We start from the raw sequence: 20,885 nt of genomic DNA on the forward strand, positions 1-20,885 counted from the left end.
CTATTATGAAAATCATCATTCAACGAGTCAAGAAAGCCCAAGTGAGTATCGGAGGTCAGGTGAGGGGAAAAATTAATCAGGGTCTCTTATTACTGGTTGGTGTTGGCCCAGAGGACCAAGAGGAAGATCTGGACTATGCTGTGAGAAAGCTTGTCAATATGCGGATTTTTTCAGACGAAGAAGGCAAGATGAACCTATCTGTCAAGGATATCAAGGGGGAAATCCTTTCTATTTCCCAGTTTACCCTCTTTGCGGATACCAAGAAAGGCAATCGTCCCGCCTTTACAGGTGCAGCCAAGCCGGATATGGCATCAGATTTCTATGATGCTCTCAATCAAAAGCTAGCACAGGAAGTACCTGTTCAGACAGGCATCTTTGGAGCGGATATGCAGGTGGAGCTGGTCAATGATGGGCCAGTTACCATCATTCTTGATACTAAAAATAGATAAGAAAACCAAGCCAGTCGGCTTGGTTTTTATTTATAGACACTCCCAGAAGGAGATGTGTTTGTCGTAAAAGTCTGGATAGTTTTCTCTTAGGTGGCTAGCCGTCAGATAATATAAAGTAGAATGACAACCAGTGACGATTGGCATAAGAGATGAAAATCGCTGAGAACTAGTGAAGGCTAAAAGGACAAATAATAGAAAATCGCTAATGAGCACCCCTAAATAGTAGAAGCGAAACTTTTTATTGATTTGAGGATAAATCTCAGAGAAATGTTTTTTGAGTCGGTTGACCAAGCGAAATAGCAGTAGTCCTTGAGCAAGGATGAAAATAAAACCAGACAGCAGGAGCCAGTCTACAGAGAGATCGGTTTTGGAGATAAAAATTGCTAATAGTAGCAAATCGCTGACTGCAATGGCTGCGAAGTGTAGTCTAAAGAGTTTTTTCATAAGATGACCTCCCTCTTTTATCTACCTTCATTCTACACCAAATGAATCGGACTTACAAGCAAAATAATAAAAAATCCCTGAAAGGAATTTCTTTTAGGAATAAGGGCTTAGTTGATTTTTTCGACATAGAGTTGTTTGGCGATATCGATGCTAACTTGGAGGTCTTCACCTTTGTTGACCAGTGTAAAGGTATTGGAAAAATTATCAAACTGCTTGACTTTGACTTGGTCACCGATATGAATTTCATGCTTTTCTAAGTATTTGAGCAGATTAAAGCTATCGTGAACCCGAGTCAGGAGATAGGTTCCAGCTTCTTTGGTATCTGCTAAAGGTAGGTTGTTGATTTCAACCAAGAGCTCTCCCTTGGCTGGGATGGTTCCTCCGTGGGGGCAGGTTTGAGGGAAGCCCAGGAGTTTATCCAGTCTCTCTACGAAGAGGTCAGATACAGTGTGCTCTAGGACCTCAGCTTCCTCGTGGATCTGGTCACTGGTATAGTCGAGATGGTGAACCAGAAAGACCTCAATCAACCGGTGTTTGCGATAGAGCTCGGAGACTAGTTTGAGCCCAATATCTGTCAATAGATAGCCATTCTCCTTGTCCTTGAGGATGAGATTTTCACTTTTCATGCGTTTGATCATCTCTGTTACGGCAGGTGGAGAGACTTGCATACGGGCAGCAATTTCTTTGTTGGTGATTTTTTGCATCTCCGTACCGATTTCATAAATACATTTTAGGTAGTCTTCTTTATTTGGCGTCATTCGTTTCCTCTTGTCTTTTCTCTCCATCTAGTATATCAAAAAAAGCTAGATTTCTCTAGCCTTCTGCCCTAATGGCTTTGATTTTAGTCCAGTTCTTTCACTGCAGCAATAGCAGCTTCAAAGTCTGGTTCCGTGTTGATGTTATCAACGTATTCTACGTAACGGATGACATTATCAGTGTCGAGAACAAAAACGGCACGTGCAAGGAGATGCCATTCGTTAATCAAGAGGGCATAATCGCGCCCGAAAGAATGGTCAAAATAGTCTGATAGCATGATGGCATTGTCAAGGCCTTCAGCCCCGCACCAGCGTCCTTGGGCAAATGGTAGGTCCATAGAAACAGTAAGAACGACGGTATTGTCGAGGTTAGCTAGTTCTTGGTTGAATCGACGTGTTTGCGTTGAGCAGATACCAGTATCGATAGAAGGGACAACACTCAAGACTTTTTTCTTTCCTTCAAAGTCAGCTAGCGTTTTTTTAGAGAGATCGGTTGTCGTAAGAGAAAAGTCAAGTGCCTTGTCTCCGACTTGCAGTTGTTTACCTGTAAAGGTTACAGGATTTCCGAGAAAAGTGGTCATGAAACTACTCCATTCTTTTTTCTTTTATTTTACCGAGAATTGTCAGATTTTTCCAATGATTTGACTGGAAATTAAGCGATAAAAAACGCCTGTTCATGTGAGAACGACGTTTTTAATGGATTACTTAGACAAACCTTCAGCAATCTTGTCAAGGTTGTATTTCATCATGCTGTAGTAGCTGTCGCCTTCTTTGCCTTCTTCAGCAATTGAGTCAGTAAAGATTTGTGCGTAGATTGGGATGTTTGTGTCTTGTGAAACAGTCTTCATTGGACGGTCATCGACACTTGATTCAACAAAGAGTGATGGAACTTTTGTTTGGCGAAGTTTTTCAACCAAGGTCTTGATTTGTTCCGGTGTACCTTCTTCTTCCGTGTTGATTTCCCAGATGTAGGCACTTGGGACACCGTAGGCTTTAGAGAAGTATTTGAAGCATCCTTCGCTGGTTACGATGAGTTTCTTTTCAGCAGGGATATTGTTAAATTTCTCTTTGGCTTCCTTGTCTAGTTTGTCTAGTTTTTCAGTATAGTCTTTGAGATTTTTTTCGTAGAATTCCTTGTTGCTAGGATCTTTGGCAATGAGCTGTTTAGCGATATTTTTAGCATAAATCATCCCATTTTCAAGGTTGAGCCAAGCGTGTGGGTCTTCTTTGCCTTTCTCGTTTTGGCCTTCAAGGTAGATAACATCAACGCCTTCGCTGACTGCAAAGTAGTCTTTGTTTTCAGTTTTCTTGGCATTTTCGACCAATTTGGTAAACCAAGCATTGCCACCTGTTTCAAGGTTGATACCGTTATAGAAAATGAGGTCAGCCTCAGAAGTTTTCTTTACGTCTTCAGGAAGTGGTTCGTACTCGTGTGGGTCTTGACCAACAGGAACGATACTGTGAAGATCGATCTTATCGCCAGCGATATTTTTGGTAATATCAGCGATGATTGAGTTTGTAGCAACAACTTTTAGTTTTTGACCAGAAGTAGCATCTTTTTTTCCGCTAGCACATGCTACAAGTGCAATGACGGAAAGAAAGAGTACAAGCAATGTACCTAATTTTTTCATTAGATTCCTCCAGAAAGGGTCTCCCCTTATTTATTGATTTTTTTATGTTTCAGTTTCAAATATCGTTGTTTTGGAGCGATAAAGAAGCTAATGAGAAAGAAACTGGCAGATGTGAGCACGATGCTCGATCCTGCTGCGAGATTGAAGCTATAGCCGATAAAGAGTCCCACAACAGAAGCTAGAGCTCCTAGACTTGATGAAAGGAAAATCATGCTCTTTAGGCTATTGGCATAAAGGTAAGCCGTCGCAGCTGGAGTGATTAGCATGGCCACGATAAGAATGGTTCCAACACTTTGCATGGCGGTGACAGACACAAGGGTCAAGAGCACCATGAGCAGATAGTGGTAGAAATTGACAGGCATTCCCATGGCTTTAGCCAGGAGCTCGTCAAAGGATGTAATCAATAGTTGTTTAAAGAAAATCCCGATAATCAAGAGAATGATTACCCCCACACCAATGGTAATCCACATGTCCATGTCTTGGACAGCGAGGATATTCCCGAAAAGGATATGGAAGAGGTCTGTCGAACTCTTGGCAACGCTAATCAAGATGACACCTAGGGCTAAGAAAGATGAAAAGGTAATACCAATGGCAGTGTCACTCTTGATGATAGAGTTCCCCTTGATGTAGGTAATGATGATGGAGGCCATCAAGCCAAAGATGATGGCTCCAATAAAGAAATCAATTCCCAGGATAAAGGAAAGGGCTACGCCGGGCAAAACTGCGTGAGAGATAGCATCTCCCATGAGAGACATCCCACGTAGGATGATAAAACATCCCACAGCTCCAGCAACCACTCCGATGACTATAGCTGTTATCAAGGCGTTTTGTAGGAAATGGAAATGTTGCAATCCATCGATAAATTCTGCTATCATAGGTCACCTCCATTGAAAAAGAGTTTGCTACCGTAGGCCTTCTTAAGATTGGCTTTGGTAAAGGTTTCTTTAGTCGGACCAAGGTCTATTAATTCTCGATTGAGAAGCAAAACTTGGTCGAAATAATGGGGGACTTTGCTGAGGTCATGATGGACGATGAGAACTGTTTTACCAGCTTTTTTAAGGTCTCTCAGCGTATTCATGATAATCTCTTCACTGATCGAGTCAATCCCGACAAAAGGCTCATCTAAAAAGATGTAGTCAGCTTCCTGCACTAAGCAGCGGGCAATCAACACACGTTGAAATTGTCCGCCTGAGAGCTGACTGATTTGGCGATCAGCATAGTCTGAGAGTCCAACGATTTCAAGTGCATCCGCCACTTTTTTCCAGTGGCTGGCCTTTAAAGTGTGGAAGAGCGGGATGGATGGATAGAGTCCCAGTGAGACACATTCCTTGACCTTGATAGGGAAATTGTAGTCGATATGGATCTTTTGCTCGACATAGGCAACTCGATGTAACGATTTCTTGAATTCTTTGTCATCGAGAAAGGCCTGACCTTCATGTGGGATAATTCCCAACATACTTTTTAATAAAGTTGATTTTCCAGCACCGTTTGGACCAATAATTCCGGTAATAGTTGGTCCGTGGAGCACTAGTGAAATATCCTTTAGTGCCAACGTTTCTTTGTAGGAGACACTGAGGTTTTCGATACGTATCATACAGTTGTATTCCTCCTGCCTTTTAATATACATTAAAAAAAAAATTAAGTCAAGTTAATTTTTGAAAAATTTAAAATAATAACTGAAAAATGAAGAAAAAAGAGAAAGCATTTTTAATTGCATTCCCAAGTGTTTTTTGCTAAGCTAAGAATAAGTGAAAAAATGAAAGCGAGAACAAGATGACACGTTATCAAGACGATTTTTATGATGCAATCAATGGCGAATGGGAAAAAACAGCTGTCATTCCAGCTGACAAATCTCGAACAGGTGGTTTTATTGACCTTGACGAGGAAATTGAAGAGTTGATGCTAGCGACTACGGACAAGTGGTTGGCAGGTGAAGAAGTCCCAGAGGATGCCATCCTCGCAAACTTTGTTAAGTACCATCGTATGGTACGTGATTTTGACAAGAGAGAAGCAGATGGGATCAAGCCCGTTTTGCCAATGCTCAAGGAATACCAAGATTTGGAGAGCTTTGCAGATTTTACTAGCAAACTGGCAGAGTTCGAACTAGCTGGTAAACCAAACTTCCTTCCATTTGGTGTATCGCCAGACTTTATGGATGCCAGAACCAATGTTCTCTGGGCAAGTGCACCAGGAACAATCTTGCCAGATACAACCTACTACGCTGAAGACCATCCTCAGCGTGAGGAACTCTTGACGCTTTGGAAGGAAAGTACTACAAATCTTCTCAAAGCTTACGATTTCTCAGACGAGGAAATCGAAGACTTACTAGAGAAGAGATTGGAATTGGACCGTCGTATCGCAGCAGTGGTTCTTTCAAACGAAGAAAGTTCAGAATATGCCAAACTCTACCATCCATATGCCTATGAAGATTTCAAAAAATTCGCCCCTGCCCTACCTTTGGATGACTTCTTCCAAGCTGTTCTTGGGCAAACTCCAGATAAGGTTATCGTAGACGAGGAACGTTTCTGGCAAGCAGCAGATCAATTTTATAGTGATGAAGCGTGGCCTCTACTCAAAGCAACCTTGATTTTGGGTGTGGTCAATCTCTCAACAAGCTATCTCACAGACGTGATTCGTGTCTTGTCAGGTGCCTACGGACGTGCCCTTTCAGGTGTTCCAGAAGCTCAGGACAAGGTCAAGGCAGCCTATCACTTGGCCCAAGGTCCTTTCAAGCAAGCTCTTGGTCTCTGGTATGCGCATGAAAAATTCTCTCCAGAAGCTAAGGCAGACGTAGAGAAAAAAGTGGCGACGATGATCGATGTTTATAAGGAACGTTTGGCTAAGAATGACTGGCTCACTCCTGAAACGCGTGATAAGGCCATTGTCAAACTCAATGTCATCAAGCCTTATATCGGTTATCCAGAGGAATTGCCAGAACGCTACAAGGACAAAGTAGTGGATGAAACTGCCAGTCTCTTTGAGAATGCTCTAGCCTTTGCGCGTGTGGAAATCAAGCACAGCTGGAGCAAGTGGAACCAACCGGTTGACTACAAGGAGTGGGGGATGCCAGCTCACATGGTTAATGCCTACTACAATCCTCAGAAGAACTTGATTGTCTTCCCAGCGGCCATTTTACAGGCTCCATTCTATGACTTGCATCAGTCGTCTTCTGCCAACTACGGTGGTATTGGTGCTGTTATTGCTCATGAAATTTCTCATGCCTTTGACACAAATGGTGCTTCCTTTGATGAAAATGGTAGCCTCAAGGATTGGTGGACAGAAAGCGACTATGCTGCCTTTAAAGAAAAAACGCAGAAAGTTATCGACCAGTTTGATGGACAAGAATCTTACGGCGCAACGATTAATGGGAAACTAACCGTGTCTGAAAACGTTGCCGACTTGGGAGGAATTGCTGCAGCCCTTGAAGCTGCTAAGAGAGAACCAGACTTCTCTGCTGAAGAATTCTTCCACAACTTTGCTCGTATCTGGCGCATGAAAGGCCGTCCTGAGTTGATGAAACTTATGGCCAGTGTCGATGTGCACGCGCCTGCCAAACTCCGTGTCAATGTGCAAGTACCTAACTTCGATGACTTCTTTACAACCTATGATGTCAAAGAAGGCGACGGCATGTGGCGTTCACCAGAGGATCGTGTGATTATTTGGTAAGACAAAAACCAAGGATTTTTTCCTTGGTTTTTTGCTTGCTAGAAAAAGGGATTAAAAGTCTTTTCGTGAGCGATAGTCGTAGCTGGACCATGCCCAGGATAGACATCGTAGTTAGGAAGAGTAAAGAGTTGCGTCTGAATGCTATGGAGGAGTTGTTCCGTGCTACCTGTAGGAAGGTCTGTCCGTCCGATGGTTTCTCGGAATAGAGCATCTCCCGTCAAGACTAGATGAGCATCAGGAAAGACCAGGGAAACACCGCCAATAGAGTGGCCTGGGGTTGGTAGAACAGTAAAACGAAATTCCTCAAGCTGGTATTCCTCATGAAAGACAAAGGTGTGCTCTGCTGGTTTTGCGACCACATCTGCCATATCATCATGACGAGGGAGACCAGAGAGATTATCGACTGGAGTATAAAGCCAAGATGCTTCACTCTCTGCTACATAAACTGGGGGATTTCCAAAAGTCTCGCGAACCAAGTCCAGACTCATAATATGATCGTAGTGGGTGTGGGTCAGGAGAATCGCGCAGACGGGTTTGTTGATTTTCTCAATAGTCTTGCGAATGGCTTCCCAATGGCTACCTGGGTCAACCACAATCAGGTGTTGGTCCCCTTCTAGATAATAAGTGTTTTCATAGGCAACGGGATTCACGTTTTTATGGATTTTCATAAAGGCTCCAATCTCAAAGAATGTACTAAACTAAGTATAGCATAGAAGAGAGAAATAAAGTGAAAAGAAAGTCCCTCTTTTGTGTTAGAGGGACAACGATCTTATTTAAACTTGAAACCTTCGTAAATGAGTTTTGCTTTGGGATTCTTTTTCTTGATTTGCTTAGCGAGGGCCTTCATCATAGGAAGAGGTCCACACATATAGACCGTAGTCTGGGTAGGGATTTCTTCTTGATCCAAAGTCAGGTATCCTTTTTCATTGCTATCGACTAGTTGCAGATCAAAGTTAGCATTTTGACGGGCGTAGTCTCGAAGTAGATCTAGGTAGACAGCATTTTCCTCTCCACGGAAACTATAGTAGAAGCGGACGTTCCTGTCTAGGATAGGATGCTCTCGGATATAAGAGATGAAAGGTGTGATTCCAATACCACCTGCGATCCAGATTTGCTGCTTTGGACCGTGTTCCATAGTCATATGCCCATAGGCGCGATCAACTGCAACCTTGCTACCAACTTGAAGATTGTCATAGATATTCTTGGTGTGGTCACCAGAGTTTTTTATCGTAAAATAAAGAGTTCGTCCTTGTCCTCCTGAGATGGAGAAAGGGTGTGGAGCAGTCTCAAAACCTTTTTGAAAAATTTTTAGAAAGGCAAATTGCCCATATTCGTAAGTGAAAGGATGACTGAGTTCTATTTCAATTTCAGTCGTGTCGTGGTTGAGGCGTTTGATTCCTACGATTTTTCCAAGATAGGTGAAACCGATCTTTTGATAAAGGAAAATAATATAAAAACCTGCAAGCAAGCCTAAAATAGCATAGATTCCAAAGATAAGACCTAGGAAACTAAAGGAGAGGAGACGATTTCCCATGATCATCAAAACATGAAAGAGGCCAAAGATATAGGCTAGATAAACCAATCGATGAATCCATCTCCATGCTTCATACTGGATGTATTGTCCCAGATAGGCAACCAGAACAATGCTGATAAAGATATAGATAGCGATATTTCCAAACTGGGCAGCCAAATGCGAACCCCAGAGACCACCCATGCTAAAGTTGTGTAGGATTAGTAGGAGAATGGATAGAAAAGCAGTGAATTTATGAGCTAGATACATCTTTTCAAGTCCGTTAAACCAAGCTTCCAGCAAGGGTAAACGGCTAGCTAGTATAAAAGTAAGTGAGAGGGTAGTGAGAGCTAAACCAGGGATTAGAAACTGACTAGCACCTGAACTGAGCCAAGCTAGAATAGTCAGAAGCATACTAAGTCCGATAAATAAAACACCTTTTAATGATTTCATAGTAGAAGTCCTTTCATGGATTTATCTTATATTGGATGTAATAAAATTTGTTACATTTTAACAAAAAAAGAATCTGTCGTCAAGGTTTGTGATTTAGGCTAACTTTTCTGACCCTTTTTTCTAAAAAAGCCAACGAATCGGTGATTCATTGACTTTCTTATTTTAACGATTTTTCCAAGCTTGGTAGCGGGTGTCAATCAAGAGTTGGGTTAGTCGTCCCATGGTTTCTCTTTCTTCGGGAGTGAGGGATTGAGCTTGGACAAAGAGATGGTGAACGTGTTCAATGACCTTGAAGGAAGAGAGGTCGTTGATAGAAGAGATGCCTGCATCGAGAATGATTCCAAAAAAGAGGTCAAAGTAGAGCTGCAGTTCAGTATCAGGGACCGTCTCAACCCATTCCTTGAAGGTTGTATCGACTTGCTGGCTGTCACTATTGGTCTCGTCCAGTTGGACAAAGTGTTTGTCTTCAACCTGCCAACTAAAGGTGTCGTGCTGAGCAAGGCCACCCAAGGCAGTGCTTCGAACGACGATTTTTTTATCCGGAATTTCCAGCATCATCCCGATGATAGACCCTTGCGGGATAAACACTTTCGTTCTTTCCATCATGTTTTGATAGCCAGGTGTTTCGGTTAGTTCCTTGTGAAGCCCAGGGGAATCAAAAGTATAGACAGCGACAATGTTTTTCTGCAAGTTTGGATCAAGTTGACTGGCAGCATAGACAGCTATATTGCCCCCTTTTGAATGTCCTGCTAGAGTAACCTTTTGATTAGGATGTTGAGCAAAAAAGTCCTCTAAATACTGGAGGGCATGTTTTTGAGCTGGGATTTCCTTCATATAGGTCATATGGAAATCTTCTTTCCAACCAATGATACTATCATCAGTTCCACGAAAAACAAGCAAATAGGTATCGAGACTGATACGATAAGTCATAGCCGCAAACTGTTTTTGCAATTCAGCATCGATATCATTGATAAAGTTTGAGAGCTTGCAATTTTTAAAACGTTTGTGTTGAGCGAGCTGATCTAACAACTGGAGACGGTTCTTATTGGTCAGCATAGTCATCTCTCTAGGGATTTGAGATGCAAGATCTATGAGACGCTGTGGTTCTTGGGTAACTACATCATCAAAAGCAAGGTAGGTTAATTCGGTCAAGGCAAGAACGTCTAACTCATTCACGGGGTGATCATAAAAGGAATCGTATGCTACATCATTCAGGTAGTCAAAAATATTGGCCATAAAAGCTCCTTTCTCTATGTTTATCCTACCACATTTACATAGAATTCGCTAGTGGGCTTGTTCGAATGACCTAGTAGGGTTGGATTGAAATACATAGAAAATAGATTGCTCCTATTTCAAACCTCTAAACGAGCTTACTTGTATGTTTTTGCTATCAATCCCATTTTCCTTTAAAAAATTCTTCATCTCATTTACATCATCAGGCTGACCTGTGATGAGATAGCTGGCTTGATTGCCGTATTCATCAATAGCACGTTTTAAAAATGCTTGACTTTGAGAAAGTTCATCGCTCGTTTTATAAGTAAAATTCGGTGTTTTTTGAGCCAGTTCTTTCATCTCATTATCGAAAATAGTAACTCCTTTGTCAAAATGGTTGAGAATAATTGGAGCTTTACCAGACCATTCTTTGATAAGGGGGCGTAGAGCAGAAATACCAACATCAGATGCAAAGCAAACTAGTGGCTGATTCGTATCTTTAACAGTCAAAGAGGAATCCAGCCAACTCATCTCAATCTCACTGCCAGATGGTAAATGTGTCAAGGTGTTCTTAAAGTTGCTACCACTATTATGAGTCAAAATGAGAATTTCATCTTCATCAGGTGTGGAGGCAATGGTTAACCATCGACTGGTTTGCTCTCCCTTAGCTTCATATTTTTTAGCAGTAGACGAGGTATCAGGGAGTGTAAACTTAGCATAAGCCCCCGCTTTCCAGGTTTGATGACTCGGCTTTGTGATATGAATTAAATACAAATCTCCGCTGGGGTTTTCGATGGATTTTATCGATAATGTCTGGCTTCGTCCAAAATAAGCGATGGCACCCCAAGTTATAAGGCCTAAGACTCCAAGTGTTGATAGAATGATAATAAACATTTTTTTACCTCTTTTCATTTTTTATGACTCCTGTTCTCAATTTTATGAATGAACTAAAAACAAATTCATTCATATCTTTTCAAAAAATAAAGAAATCCATTCTTTATTTTAGAACTCCTTTAATGAAGTTGGTTGCAAGTATTTCAACAGTTTTGCCAATATCTGGAAAATCTTTTTCCGTGATATGCATATCCATATAGTAAAACAGATTATAAACCTGTAAAATATCTTGAATCTTTTCTGGCGAGTACCCTTCAGCCTGCATACGATTTGTAAAAGTTTTAACTAGAAACTGATGAAAAGGATTTGCGACTTTACCTTCTTCCGAGGAATAGTAGCTGTGCAACTCATCTGCGATGGCAGGATTGTACCATTCTGCAAGGATTTTATTGGAAGAAACGAGAGTTCTGGACTGAGCAAATAGTTGACCAATGAGGTCGATCATGTCAATTTCCCAATCCAGTTCTTCGATCATAGCTTGGCGAACACGGTTGTTTTCATCTATATAGATGTCTAGAAAAATGGCTTCTTTACTCTCGTAATAGTTATAAAAAGAACCAACTGCAACACCAGCTTGCCTAGCAATTTCTGAAATTCCTGTTGCCTTGTAACCTTTTTTCGAAAAAACTTCATAGGCTGCTCTCTTTAAAGATTGTTTTTTGTCCAATATGATTTAACCTCCTTTGTTTCATGAATGAATTAATTTACTCGTTCATTCATATTCTAACAAATCATGGCTAGCTTGTCAATAAGAAGGCTAGATCTATTAAATAAGTTAAAGAAACGCTAACTAAATGAGCACAAAAAGGAAAATATAGGATAAGGCTGGAACTATAGTTAAAAATAAGGTATGATATCAGTGGGAATGTTCTCTATATAGCATCTGTTTACTGATCTGGATTTGGGAAATAGGCTGCTAAACAGTATGAGATACTGATCCGTAAATCTGATATGAAGGGTTTTGATACTTTGAGAAATAGCAAAGGAGGAGCGCATGCACAAGATTTTACTAGTAGAAGATGATCAAGTCATTCGACAACAAGTTGGAAAACTGCTCTCTGAGTGGGGCTTTGAAGTTGTTTTGGTAGAAGACTTTATGGAAGTGTTGAGTTTATTTGTCCAGTCGGAGCCTCATCTGGTCCTCATGGATATTGGTCTGCCTCTTTTTAATGGTTATCACTGGTGCCAGGAGATTCGTAAAATTTCCAAGGTGCCCATCATGTTTCTGTCTTCGAGAGATCAGGCTATGGATATTGTCATGGCGATCAATATGGGAGCGGACGACTTTGTGACCAAGCCTTTTGACCAGCAGGTGCTCCTTGCCAAGGTTCAGGGCTTGTTGCGCCGTTCCTATGAGTTTGGGCGGGATGAAAGTTTGCTAGAGTATGCAGGTGTGATCCTCAATACCAAGTCTATGGACCTGCACTATCAGGGTGAAGTTCTGAGTTTGACCAAGAATGAATTTCAAATTTTGCGGGTGCTGTTTGAACATGCTGGCAATATCGTAGCGCGTGATGACTTGATGCGGGAACTCTGGAATAGCGACTTTTTCATCGATGATAACACCTTGTCTGTCAACGTTGCTCGTTTGCGCAAAAAGTTGGAGGAGCAAGGCTTAGTAGGCTTTATTGAAACCAAGAAAGGGATAGGATACGGACTGAAACATGCTTGATTGGAAATCATTTTTTCTAGCCTATCTGCGTTCTCGCAGTCGCGTTTTTACCTATATTTTTTCATTAGGCTTTCTCGTCCTTCTCTTTCAGTTTTTATTTGCTAGTCTAGGAACTTATTTTCTTTATTTCTTTCTGCTCAGTAGTTTTTTGACCTTCTTATTTTTGGCTTGGGATATATTTGCAGAAGCTCAGGTTTACCGGCAGGAAGTACTCTATGCTGAGAGAGACCCCAAGTCTCCTCTGGAATGTGCGCTAGCAGAAAAACTCGAAGAGCGTGAGTCTGAATTGTATCAAAAGAAGTCGGAAGCGCAGAGCAAGCTGACGGATTTGCTTGACTACTACACCTTGTGGGTTCACCAAATCAAGACCCCCATTGCGGCTAGTCGTCTTTTGGTAGCAGAAGTCTCTGATCGGGAGGTTAAGCAGCAACTGGAACAGGAAATCTTTAAGATTGACTCCTATACCAACCTGGTTTTGCAGTACCTGCGTTTAGAGAGTTTTCACGATGATTTGGTCTTTGAACAGGTTCAAGTGGAGAACTTGGTCAAGGAGATGGTTCGTAAGTACGCTCTTTTCTTTATTCAGAAGGGACTAACAGTCAATCTTCATGACCTTGACAAAACTATCGTGACCGATAAGAAATGGTTGTTGGTCGTCATTGAACAAATCCTCTCAAACAGTCTCAAGTACACCAAGGAAGGTGGGCTAGAGATTTATATGGAAGGCCAGGAGCTCTGTATCGAGGATACGGGGATTGGGATAAAAAACAGTGATGTCCTCCGAGTCTTTGAACGTGGGTTTTCAGGCTACAATGGCCGTTTGACCCAGCAATCATCTGGACTTGGCCTCTACCTATCCAAGAAAATTTCTGAAGAACTTGGTCATCAAATTCGTATCGAGTCTGAGGTTGGGACAGGAACAACAGTACGCATTAAATTTTCCAATAGGAATCTGATGATTGAGTAAGCATAGTTGATGATAACCTTATCCATCTGTGGAATTTTTGTTCTAGTCTATATCTCTATTTTCATGATAACGTTTAGAAGTTACCGTAAGATTGTCCAGATGTAAAAAATATTACACTAGGAAACGACTAGAATATAGTCAAAAAATAAAAGATACAAAAATGAAAGAAAGTTATTTTGACGGAGGAATCCTAGATTATATTGGATACTCTATCTTAGTAGCCATATTTTCGGGCTTACCTTGGGGATCGCAACACCTTGGGCGGTTTGCATGATGCAAAATTGAAAACCAAACACACGGTAGTAGATAGTCAACGTCTATACTTTGACGGGACTGGAATACAACTATTCGGCAACTGGATCAAGGGGGTTCTTCTAACTATCATCACGTTTGGGATCTATGGCTTCTGATTGCAAATCAAAATGGAGCAATGGATTGTCGAACACACCAATCATGTTTAATCATTAAAACGGCATCTTCTTTCAGAGGAGATACCGTTTTTTTCTTTTTCGTATTATAAGGAAACAAAAATTTCTTCCTTTCTCTATCTGTTTAATTGATAGATTTCTTAAGAGAAAGACTGTAAAATTTTTGATATAATGTTAAGGATAGACTGACGGATGCTTAAAAGATAATTTTCAAAAACATAACAGGTGAGAATTAAAAATATGTAAGATTGAAAAGAACTCTCTCTACCATCATCCAAGCAGGAACAAGATTAGTATGAAATAAAAGGAGTAACCAATGACCAGAAATTATTCAACACGTGAATACCGTGAGAAATTATATGATGATCTTCATGTTCGATTAAGAGATATAGTGATTTTGATGTGTGCGATTTTTATTGCCTCTATAGGTTTAAATATGAATTCAACAGCTGTCATTATTGGAGCCATGTTGATTTCCCCTCTTATGACACCGATTGTTGGACTGGGGTTTGGTTTAGCTATTTTTGATACCCGTTTAATCAAACAATCTCTAGAGGTTTTATTTACTCAAGTATTGGTCAGCTTGCTTGTCTCGACTCTGTATTTCTGGATTTCTCCCTTATCTTATGCAAGTAGCGAGTTGATTGCACGAACCACTCCAACCATTTGGGATGTTCTCATTGCTATTGCTGGTGGGATAGCAGGTGTCATTGGGTCAAGGAAAAAAGAAGCAAATAATATCGTGCCAGGAGTAGCCATTGCAACAGCTTTGATGCCACCTATCTGTACTGCGGGCTATGGTTTAGCTAATGGAAATATACGATTTTTATTTGGGGCTCTCTATCTTTTCTTGATCAACTGTGTCTTTATCATGCTAGCCAACATTGTTGGAACAAGAATTTTGATGAGAAAATCTCCCTTAAGTTCATTTAAAGAGTTAAACATTAAAATGAAAATTAGCTTGACATCCTTGATTGTATTATTGGTTCTTCCAGCCAGTTATTCAGCAGTCACTCTGTCGATAGATCAAGCGCGAAAAGAAGGAATCAAACAGTTTATAGCAAAAGAGTTCGCCAATCACACGGTCATTAACCAAGTCTACAAGTCAAGGAACAATGAATTGGTCTTGACGGTTGTTGGAGATCCGATTTCAGACGAAGAATTAGAAACGCTCCATCAAAAACAAGCCTCTTACGGGATTCAATCTGTTCAATTGAAAGTCAATCAAGTTCATAATTCACCAAAATTAGATAGTGAGATGACCAAGGAATTTTACGAAAACATTAACAAGTATATCGATCAAAAACTCTCTGAAAAAGATTCACAAAAAGATCTCGTAAAAGAAAATGAGGCAGATAAGGATTGAGGATATTGACCTTATCTAACTCATGGAAGCAAATCTTGTGTGGTGGTTTGACCAATCACTACTAGCTCAGATTAAATAAAATATAAAAAAGCAACAACTATTTCAGTTGTTGCTTTTTCTTACTGAAAAATGTTTCTCAGACAGTGATCGTTTTATTTCTCAACACGAGATTTGTTGACGATATCAGCAAGGATAGCTTGAACAAAGTCATCAACTGAGACAGTTTGTGTTTCTTTTTGGCCGTAGCGACGAACGTTGACAGTTCCGTCTTCCATTTCCTTATCCCCAACAATCAATTGGTAAGGGATCTTGCTGGTTTGAGAAGCACGGATCTTGAATTGCATTTTTTCATTGCGCTCATCTACGTCGGCACGGACACCACGGTCACGGAGTTTCTTAGCAACTTCCCATGCGTAGTCTACGTGTTTTTCGTTAGAAACGGGGATGAGAGTTACTTGATGTGGTGCAAGCCATGTTGGGAAGGCACCCTTGTAGTTCTCAATTAAGATAGCTGTGAAGCGTTCCATAGTGGAGATAACCCCACGGTGAATCATAACTGGACGGTGTTCTTCACCATCAGCTCCGATGTATTTGAGATCGAAGCGTTCTGGAAGCAAGAAGTCAAGCTGGATCGTAGAGAGGGTTTCTTCTTTTCCGAGAGCTGTCTTAACTTGGATATCCAATTTTGGTCCGTAGAAAGCTGCCTCACCTTCAGCTTCAAAGTAGTCCACACCCATTTCATCAAGAGCTGCACGAAGCATGGTTTGGGCATTTTCCCACATTTCATCGTTGTCAAAGTACTTGTGAGTATCTTGAGGGTCGCGTAGAGAGAGACGGAAGCGGTATTCAGTCAAGTTGAAGTCTTCATAAACATCGATAATCAACTGAAGGGCACGTTGGAACTCTTCTTGGATTTGTTCAGGAGTTACAAAGAGGTGACCGTCGTTGAGAGACATTTCACGCACACGTTGAAGACCAGTGAGGGCACCAGACTTTTCGTAACGGTGCATCATCCCGATTTCAGCGATACGGATTGGCAACTCACGGTAGGAGTGAACATGGTGTTTGAAAACTTGGATGTGGTGTGGGCAGTTCATTGGACGAAGGACAAACTCTTCCCCGTCACCCATATCCATAGTTGGGAACATGTCCTCTTGGTAGTGATCCCAGTGACCAGAAGTCTTGTATAGCTCTACAGAAGCAAGTGGTGGAGTGTAAACGTGTTGATAGCCAGAAGCTAACTCTTTGTCGACAATGTAGCGTTCCAATTCACGACGGATAGTTGCACCGTTTGGCAACCAGAATGGAAGTCCTTGTCCGACTTCTTGAGAAATCATGAAGAGGTCAAGCTCTTTACCAAGTTTACGGTGGTCACGTTCTTTGGCTTCTTCACGCATTTGAAGGTAGTTCTTCAAGTCTTTCTTGTCGAACCAGGCTGTACCATAGATCCGTTGCATCATAGCGTTGTCGCTATTTCCACGCCAGTAAGCACCAGCTACATGGAGAAGGTGGAAGATTTGGATGCGGCCTGTTGAAGGGATGTGCGGGCCACGGCAGAGGTCCACGTATTCACCCTGATGGTAGATGGTCAAACCACCCTCGTCTTCAGAGTGTTCTTCAATCAATTCCAACTTGTAAGGGTCGTTTTTGAAGATTTCACGTGCTTCATCTTTAGTCACTTCTTCACGAATAGATGGGAAGTTTTCTTTAACGATTTTTTGCATTTCTTCTTCGATACGAGGAAGGTCTTCGTTAGAGATTTGACCAGCAGTATTGTCTGTATCGTAGTAGAAGCCATCTTCGATAGCTGGACCGACTCCCAAATGAATATCTGGGAAGAGGCGACGTGCTGCTTGGGCAAACAAGTGAGCAGCTGAGTGGCGCAAGATTGGCAGAGCATCTTCGTGATCAGGCGTCACGATTTCAATAGCACCATCTTCAGTGATAGCACGAGTCGTATCAATCAGTTTGCCGTTGAATTTACCAGCCAAGGCTTTTTTAGCTAGGGAATTGCTGATAGATTGGGCAATTTCAAAAGTAGTAACGCCAGATTCGAATTCACGAACAGCGCCATCTGGGAAAGTAATCTTAATCATGGTTTTCTCCTTAAAAATTTATCGTATTTTTATAACTGAGGTTTGAAGAAGTGGGAAGCTAGATATCAATAAAGAATGATCACAATTGATTTGCTAAATCAATTTCATTTTAACTTTTTCAGTCTGAAAATAAAGAAAAGCGTAGAAATACATAGATAGCATACCAAGGAAAGGATGAGAGACAGATATTCCTCCTGAGTCATCTCGCCTCTCATGTATATCCTTATCGGATAGCTTTTTATCGCATTGACCAAATAGATACCAGCTGTCAAACTGAAAAGATATCCTGTTGTAATGAGTTTCTTGTTGTTGAAAAACATTAAGATACCAAGAAAGGGGGCAAGGAATGGTAAGAGAGGAATGAGTAGAAAAAATGAAAAGACGACAATATTTTCCGTCCCCCATAGACTGAGCGTATTTATTAGCCAGACATAGACTAAAAGGAAGGCACAAGCGATTATCCAAGATAATATTTTCTTCAAATCTATCACCTCATTTCAGTTCTTGGGTAAATTTCATTTTAACTTTGGCGTAACTACTCTCCAAACAAAAAACGACATCCTAAAAGGACGTCGCAACGTGGTTCCACCTTCATTCATGTTCCTCAAAAAAGAGGGACACCTCTGATTGGCTTTAACGTAGCCACCGTTTTATGTTTGCATAAAAGTCAGTAGAGTAGTATCAGTTTAGGCTTTCTATGCGTTTCCAGCAACCACGCACTCTCTAGTAGAAAGGGACTAAGTGACTTGTCTCTATGCATTATTATAGCATGATTGCGAGAATTTTCAAGGTTTTTGTATAATTTTTTTATTTTTCTCTCGCTGGAAGACATGCTTGATCCCCACACCAGCAGCCAACCCAAGTAGGGCAAAGAGTTCATAGGCTAGGAAGTAAAGTAGGATGAACTCACCAAAGGTGATGATGGTAAAGCAATAGAGCAGACCAATACCGAGTAGCCACCAAAGTGAGAAATGAAATCGATAGCTATAAAGTAGCGATACGATAAAGGTTACCAGAGGTGAGAAGAGGATGATGTTATAAATGTACAGTCCCTTCAGTGTATATGGGTCAGAGATGAGTAGAGAGAGGAGCTCATAGAGGGGCCAGTAAAAAAAGAAAGTGACAAGGTAGTATGGGATATACTTAAGATAATTCCGCATGGCAATAGTCCTCCAATCTGGAAAAATTGAGAGATATTGTAGACCACATAATCCTAAATGAAGGGGAAATCTCTACTTATATTATAGCACGATTTAGAAGCTCTTACAATTTAATCCAGTGATCAGTGATAGTGATCTTTTCGAGTGTTTTCTGTTATAATACTAACAAAAGAAGTAAGAGAATGAGGAGAAAGAATGACCAAAATAGCAGTTCTTTCAGACATACATGGAAATACGACAGCTTTGGAAGCTGTACTGGATGATGCTAAAGCTGCAGAGGTAGATGAGTACTGGCTTTTAGGGGATATTCTGATGCCAGGGACAGGACGTAGAAGGATCTTGGACCTCTTAGCTAGCTTGCCTATTACAGTAAGAGTTCTGGGAAATTGGGAGAATAGTCTCTGGCGAGGTCTGCATCGCAAGTTAGATCCTACAATAGCGAGTCATCGTTATCTCCTGCGTCAAAGTCAGTACATCTTAGAGGAGGTCAGCCCTGAAGAAATCGAAGACCTCAATAATCAACCCATGCAAGTTCATCGTCAGTTTGGTGATTTGATGGTGGGAATCACTCACCACCTCCCTGATAAAAACTGGGGTAGAGAATTGATTCATACGGGAAAACAAGAAGATTTTGATAGATTGGTCACGAATCCACACGCCTCTATCGCAGTATATGGCCATATTCATCAACAGTTGCTTCGTTATGGAAGTGATGGACAGTTGATTCTTAATCCAGGTTCCATTGGACAACCTTTCTTTCTAGATGCGAAGTTGCGTAAGGACCTGCGGGCCCAGTATATGATCTTAGAGTTTGATGAGGCAGGTTTGTCTGATGTTGATTTTCGTCGTGTGGATTATGATGTGGAAACTGAATTGCAGTTGGCTAAAGATTTGAAGCTCCCCTATTTCCAGGTCTACTATGAAAGTTTGGTAAATGGAATTCACCACACTCATAACCATGAATTGTTAGGTCAGATTAGTGAACAAGAAGGTTATGATCAGGATGTTGAACTCTGGATGGAAAGAGACAAGAAAGATTGGTTTTAAGAGGACTTCTAGCTAGAAATCAGATAGTCTAGTGACTGCTGCTGTTTCGCGATAAGTCGAACTGGATACGAATTGACGGCTTCTCAAATTTATGTTAGAATAACGGAATATAACTAATTTGAATCTCATACTAATTGATATTCAAAATAAGAGGAGACAGATAATGAAACCAGAAGAGTTACACGCCATTGCCTCGGAGTTGGGCTTGCAATTTGACGAAGATTCGCGTAGTATTTATGGCACGCAGTCAGGCTATTTACTTTTCCTGCAAGAAACTGATGTGAAAAATCAGTTTCGACTTTGTGTCAGTGTGAGTTTGAATGGCAATCCTGCGGATTCAGAAGAAAACGAATTGGTTTGGGATGAGTTTAAGAGTGAATCTCTTCCAAACTTGTCGACCTTGTCTATCAACCAGTACCTTGTTTCTTTTGTTGTAAAAGGTGCCATGCGCAAATCAAAAACAATTGAGAAGTTACAGACGCTCATAACAGATCTCGTTGCCTTCCTTGAAACCCATCATTTCGTCCAAGTCTGTGCCTACAGTGGTCAGGAGGGTCCTGTTGGTCTCTATCAATTAGGTGATTCAATTTTCCTTATCAATGAGGAAAGCTATCAATTGCTGAAGAGCAATCTTCAGATTGAGGTGGATTCTTATCAAAACCAGAAGGAAAATGTTCTTCTTGGAGCAGTTGGTGCGTTGCTTGGAGCCTTGATTGGTGGAGCAGTTGCTCTATTTATCGCGCGTCTAGGTTATGTAGCTATGGTAGCAGGTATTGTTCTAGGGATTTGTACCATTAAAGGATATGAAATCCTTGGAAGAAAGGTATCTCGAAAGGGGATTGTGATTTCCTCTATTTGGATGGTGATTACTGTCTTTCTAGTAAATCAAATTGACTTGGCGATGGAAGTCGTTGCCAAACTAGGGGTTGAGTTTGCCTTTGCTTTCCGAGTGGTGAATCAATTAATCTTTAGCGGTGATTTCCCAGATAACTATTTTTATAATCTAGCTATGTTAGCTGTGTTTACCTTAGTTGGTGCTGGGGTGTCTATCAGCTCAGTCTGGTCAAGTCATAAAACAAAAGGGATTGTCCGTAAAATTGCATAAAAAAATAAGTCTTTGTATGTCCTCCGCCGT

Annotated in this window: 21 protein-coding genes and 2 pseudogenes; 9 read left to right on the forward strand and 14 right to left on the reverse strand. The window is 41.1% G+C overall.

The genetic code is table 11. The features are described from left to right. Nucleotides 1-5: 5 nt before the first annotated feature. Nucleotides 6-449: a D-aminoacyl-tRNA deacylase gene (gene dtd / locus EL140_RS02180; protein WP_000691428.1), complete on the forward strand. Its 444-nt coding sequence runs from the start codon at nt 6-8 to the stop codon at nt 447-449. Between the two features lie 30 nt (nt 450-479). On the opposite strand, the gene EL140_RS02185 is transcribed toward dtd, so the two are convergent. From EL140_RS02185 to EL140_RS02210, 6 genes are all read right to left on the reverse strand, one after another. Next, nucleotides 480-893: a hypothetical protein gene (locus tag EL140_RS02185; protein WP_000732800.1), complete on the reverse strand. Its 414-nt coding sequence runs from the start codon at nt 891-893 to the stop codon at nt 480-482. Nucleotides 894-1,000: 107 nt separating this feature from the next. After that, on the reverse strand, nt 1,001-1,651 hold the full coding sequence (locus tag EL140_RS02190; protein ID WP_000188544.1) for a metal-dependent transcriptional regulator: 651 nt from the start codon (nt 1,649-1,651) through the stop codon (nt 1,001-1,003). A gap of 83 nt (nt 1,652-1,734) precedes the next feature. Beyond that, the gene (gene tpx, locus EL140_RS02195) at nt 1,735-2,229 is read right to left on the reverse strand and encodes a thiol peroxidase (protein ID WP_000206544.1); all 495 of its coding nucleotides are present in this window, start codon (nt 2,227-2,229) and stop codon (nt 1,735-1,737) included. A 120-nt stretch (nt 2,230-2,349) separates the two neighbouring features. After that, complete coding sequence (gene psaA / locus EL140_RS02200; protein WP_000733080.1) at nt 2,350-3,279, reverse strand: metal ABC transporter substrate-binding lipoprotein/adhesin PsaA; 930 nt, start codon at nt 3,277-3,279, stop codon at nt 2,350-2,352. Between the two features lie 26 nt (nt 3,280-3,305). Next, nucleotides 3,306-4,154 carry a metal ABC transporter permease gene (locus EL140_RS02205; RefSeq protein WP_000559772.1) on the reverse strand — a complete coding sequence of 283 codons (849 nt, stop codon included), beginning with the start codon at nt 4,152-4,154 and terminating at the stop codon, nt 3,306-3,308. After that, nucleotides 4,151-4,873 (reverse strand): metal ABC transporter ATP-binding protein, encoded by a 723-nt coding sequence (locus EL140_RS02210; protein ID WP_000619155.1) that lies wholly within the window; start codon nt 4,871-4,873, stop codon nt 4,151-4,153. Before EL140_RS02210 ends, EL140_RS02205 begins: the two co-directional genes overlap by 4 nt. A 179-nt stretch (nt 4,874-5,052) precedes the next feature. Here EL140_RS02210 and EL140_RS02215 point away from each other — a divergent pair, with 179 nt between their 5' ends. Further along, entirely contained in the window at nt 5,053-6,945 is a 1,893-nt protein-coding gene (locus EL140_RS02215) for a M13 family metallopeptidase (protein ID WP_000199237.1), read from the forward strand. A 38-nt stretch (nt 6,946-6,983) separates the two neighbouring features. Here EL140_RS02215 and EL140_RS02220 read toward each other — a convergent pair whose 3' ends face one another. The 5 genes from EL140_RS02220 to EL140_RS02240 form a co-directional block, all read right to left on the reverse strand. Continuing rightward, nucleotides 6,984-7,613, reverse strand: coding sequence for an MBL fold metallo-hydrolase (locus EL140_RS02220; RefSeq protein WP_000690823.1), 630 nt, complete (start codon nt 7,611-7,613; stop codon nt 6,984-6,986). A gap of 101 nt (nt 7,614-7,714) precedes the next feature. Continuing rightward, complete coding sequence (locus EL140_RS02225; RefSeq protein WP_000838558.1) at nt 7,715-8,908, reverse strand: ferredoxin reductase family protein; 1,194 nt, start codon at nt 8,906-8,908, stop codon at nt 7,715-7,717. Nucleotides 8,909-9,070: 162 nt separating this feature from the next. Beyond that, nucleotides 9,071-10,144 carry a DUF2974 domain-containing protein gene (locus EL140_RS02230; RefSeq protein ID WP_001273837.1) on the reverse strand — a complete coding sequence of 358 codons (1,074 nt, stop codon included), beginning with the start codon at nt 10,142-10,144 and terminating at the stop codon, nt 9,071-9,073. A gap of 111 nt (nt 10,145-10,255) precedes the next feature. Continuing rightward, entirely contained in the window at nt 10,256-11,032 is a 777-nt protein-coding gene (locus tag EL140_RS02235; protein WP_000820265.1) for a ferredoxin reductase domain-containing protein, read from the reverse strand. 85 nt (nt 11,033-11,117) lie between these two features. After that, nucleotides 11,118-11,687 (reverse strand): TetR/AcrR family transcriptional regulator, encoded by a 570-nt coding sequence (locus tag EL140_RS02240; protein WP_033630807.1) that lies wholly within the window; start codon nt 11,685-11,687, stop codon nt 11,118-11,120. A 321-nt stretch (nt 11,688-12,008) separates the two neighbouring features. On the opposite strand from EL140_RS02240, the gene EL140_RS02245 reads away from it, so the two are divergent. The 5 genes and pseudogenes from EL140_RS02245 (at nt 12,009) to EL140_RS02265 (ending at nt 15,447) form a co-directional block, all read left to right on the forward strand. Then, entirely contained in the window at nt 12,009-12,686 is a 678-nt protein-coding gene (locus EL140_RS02245; protein ID WP_000548982.1) for a response regulator transcription factor, read from the forward strand. Further along, nucleotides 12,679-13,653: a sensor histidine kinase gene (locus tag EL140_RS02250; protein WP_000887984.1), complete on the forward strand. Its 975-nt coding sequence runs from the start codon at nt 12,679-12,681 to the stop codon at nt 13,651-13,653. The genes EL140_RS02245 and EL140_RS02250 overlap by 8 nt, the downstream gene beginning before the upstream one ends. 6 nt (nt 13,654-13,659) lie before the next feature. Beyond that, nucleotides 13,660-13,758: pseudogene (locus tag EL140_RS09805) on the forward strand (peptide ABC transporter); the annotation flags it as partial. Between the two features lie 55 nt (nt 13,759-13,813). Beyond that, a pseudogene (locus EL140_RS02260) lies at nt 13,814-14,063 on the forward strand (hypothetical protein). Between the two features lie 334 nt (nt 14,064-14,397). After that, nucleotides 14,398-15,447: a DUF389 domain-containing protein gene (locus tag EL140_RS02265; protein ID WP_000197794.1), complete on the forward strand. Its 1,050-nt coding sequence runs from the start codon at nt 14,398-14,400 to the stop codon at nt 15,445-15,447. Nucleotides 15,448-15,599: 152 nt separating this feature from the next. Here EL140_RS02265 and thrS read toward each other — a convergent pair whose 3' ends face one another. From thrS to EL140_RS02285, 3 genes are all read right to left on the reverse strand, one after another. Then, nucleotides 15,600-17,543 carry a threonine--tRNA ligase gene (gene thrS / locus EL140_RS02270; protein ID WP_000591023.1) on the reverse strand — a complete coding sequence of 648 codons (1,944 nt, stop codon included), beginning with the start codon at nt 17,541-17,543 and terminating at the stop codon, nt 15,600-15,602. 104 nt (nt 17,544-17,647) lie between these two features. Beyond that, on the reverse strand, nt 17,648-18,004 hold the full coding sequence (locus tag EL140_RS09790) for a hypothetical protein (protein ID WP_025169031.1): 357 nt from the start codon (nt 18,002-18,004) through the stop codon (nt 17,648-17,650). Nucleotides 18,005-18,328: 324 nt separating this feature from the next. Then, entirely contained in the window at nt 18,329-18,703 is a 375-nt protein-coding gene (locus tag EL140_RS02285) for a hypothetical protein (RefSeq protein WP_001246988.1), read from the reverse strand. A 195-nt stretch (nt 18,704-18,898) separates the two neighbouring features. Here EL140_RS02285 and EL140_RS02290 point away from each other — a divergent pair, with 195 nt between their 5' ends. Together EL140_RS02290 and EL140_RS02295 are read left to right on the forward strand one after the other, a co-directional pair. Next, a complete protein-coding gene (locus EL140_RS02290; RefSeq protein WP_000161111.1) occupies nt 18,899-19,750 on the forward strand; it encodes a metallophosphoesterase family protein in 852 nt (283 codons plus the stop codon). Between the two features lie 163 nt (nt 19,751-19,913). Continuing rightward, the gene (locus EL140_RS02295) at nt 19,914-20,855 is read left to right on the forward strand and encodes a hypothetical protein (RefSeq protein ID WP_000801524.1); all 942 of its coding nucleotides are present in this window, start codon (nt 19,914-19,916) and stop codon (nt 20,853-20,855) included. The last annotated feature ends 30 nt before the right edge of the window (nt 20,856-20,885 follow it).

Source organism: Streptococcus oralis ATCC 35037, assembly GCF_900637025.1.
Lineage (GTDB): Bacteria > Bacillota > Bacilli > Lactobacillales > Streptococcaceae > Streptococcus > Streptococcus oralis.

What these genes read in the sequence shown, in the direction of transcription:
- dtd (WP_000691428.1), top strand. Translation starts at nt 6, where the DNA reads ATGAAAATCATCATTCAACGAGTCAAGAAAGCCCAAGTGAGTATCGGA.
- EL140_RS02185 (WP_000732800.1), bottom strand. Translation starts at nt 893, where the DNA reads ATGAAAAAACTCTTTAGACTACACTTCGCAGCCATTGCAGTCAGCGAT.
- EL140_RS02190 (WP_000188544.1), bottom strand. Translation starts at nt 1,651, where the DNA reads ATGACGCCAAATAAAGAAGACTACCTAAAATGTATTTATGAAATCGGT.
- tpx (WP_000206544.1), bottom strand. Translation starts at nt 2,229, where the DNA reads ATGACCACTTTTCTCGGAAATCCTGTAACCTTTACAGGTAAACAACTG.
- psaA (WP_000733080.1), bottom strand. Translation starts at nt 3,279, where the DNA reads ATGAAAAAATTAGGTACATTGCTTGTACTCTTTCTTTCCGTCATTGCA.
- EL140_RS02205 (WP_000559772.1), bottom strand. Translation starts at nt 4,154, where the DNA reads ATGATAGCAGAATTTATCGATGGATTGCAACATTTCCATTTCCTACAA.
- EL140_RS02210 (WP_000619155.1), bottom strand. Translation starts at nt 4,873, where the DNA reads ATGATACGTATCGAAAACCTCAGTGTCTCCTACAAAGAAACGTTGGCA.
- EL140_RS02215 (WP_000199237.1), top strand. Translation starts at nt 5,053, where the DNA reads ATGACACGTTATCAAGACGATTTTTATGATGCAATCAATGGCGAATGG.
- EL140_RS02220 (WP_000690823.1), bottom strand. Translation starts at nt 7,613, where the DNA reads ATGAAAATCCATAAAAACGTGAATCCCGTTGCCTATGAAAACACTTAT.
- EL140_RS02225 (WP_000838558.1), bottom strand. Translation starts at nt 8,908, where the DNA reads ATGAAATCATTAAAAGGTGTTTTATTTATCGGACTTAGTATGCTTCTG.
- EL140_RS02230 (WP_001273837.1), bottom strand. Translation starts at nt 10,144, where the DNA reads ATGGCCAATATTTTTGACTACCTGAATGATGTAGCATACGATTCCTTT.
- EL140_RS02235 (WP_000820265.1), bottom strand. Translation starts at nt 11,032, where the DNA reads ATGAAAAGAGGTAAAAAAATGTTTATTATCATTCTATCAACACTTGGA.
- EL140_RS02245 (WP_000548982.1), top strand. Translation starts at nt 12,009, where the DNA reads ATGCACAAGATTTTACTAGTAGAAGATGATCAAGTCATTCGACAACAA.
- EL140_RS02250 (WP_000887984.1), top strand. Translation starts at nt 12,679, where the DNA reads ATGCTTGATTGGAAATCATTTTTTCTAGCCTATCTGCGTTCTCGCAGT.
- EL140_RS02265 (WP_000197794.1), top strand. Translation starts at nt 14,398, where the DNA reads ATGACCAGAAATTATTCAACACGTGAATACCGTGAGAAATTATATGAT.
- thrS (WP_000591023.1), bottom strand. Translation starts at nt 17,543, where the DNA reads ATGATTAAGATTACTTTCCCAGATGGCGCTGTTCGTGAATTCGAATCT.
- EL140_RS02285 (WP_001246988.1), bottom strand. Translation starts at nt 18,703, where the DNA reads ATGCGGAATTATCTTAAGTATATCCCATACTACCTTGTCACTTTCTTT.
- EL140_RS02290 (WP_000161111.1), top strand. Translation starts at nt 18,899, where the DNA reads ATGACCAAAATAGCAGTTCTTTCAGACATACATGGAAATACGACAGCT.
- EL140_RS02295 (WP_000801524.1), top strand. Translation starts at nt 19,914, where the DNA reads ATGAAACCAGAAGAGTTACACGCCATTGCCTCGGAGTTGGGCTTGCAA.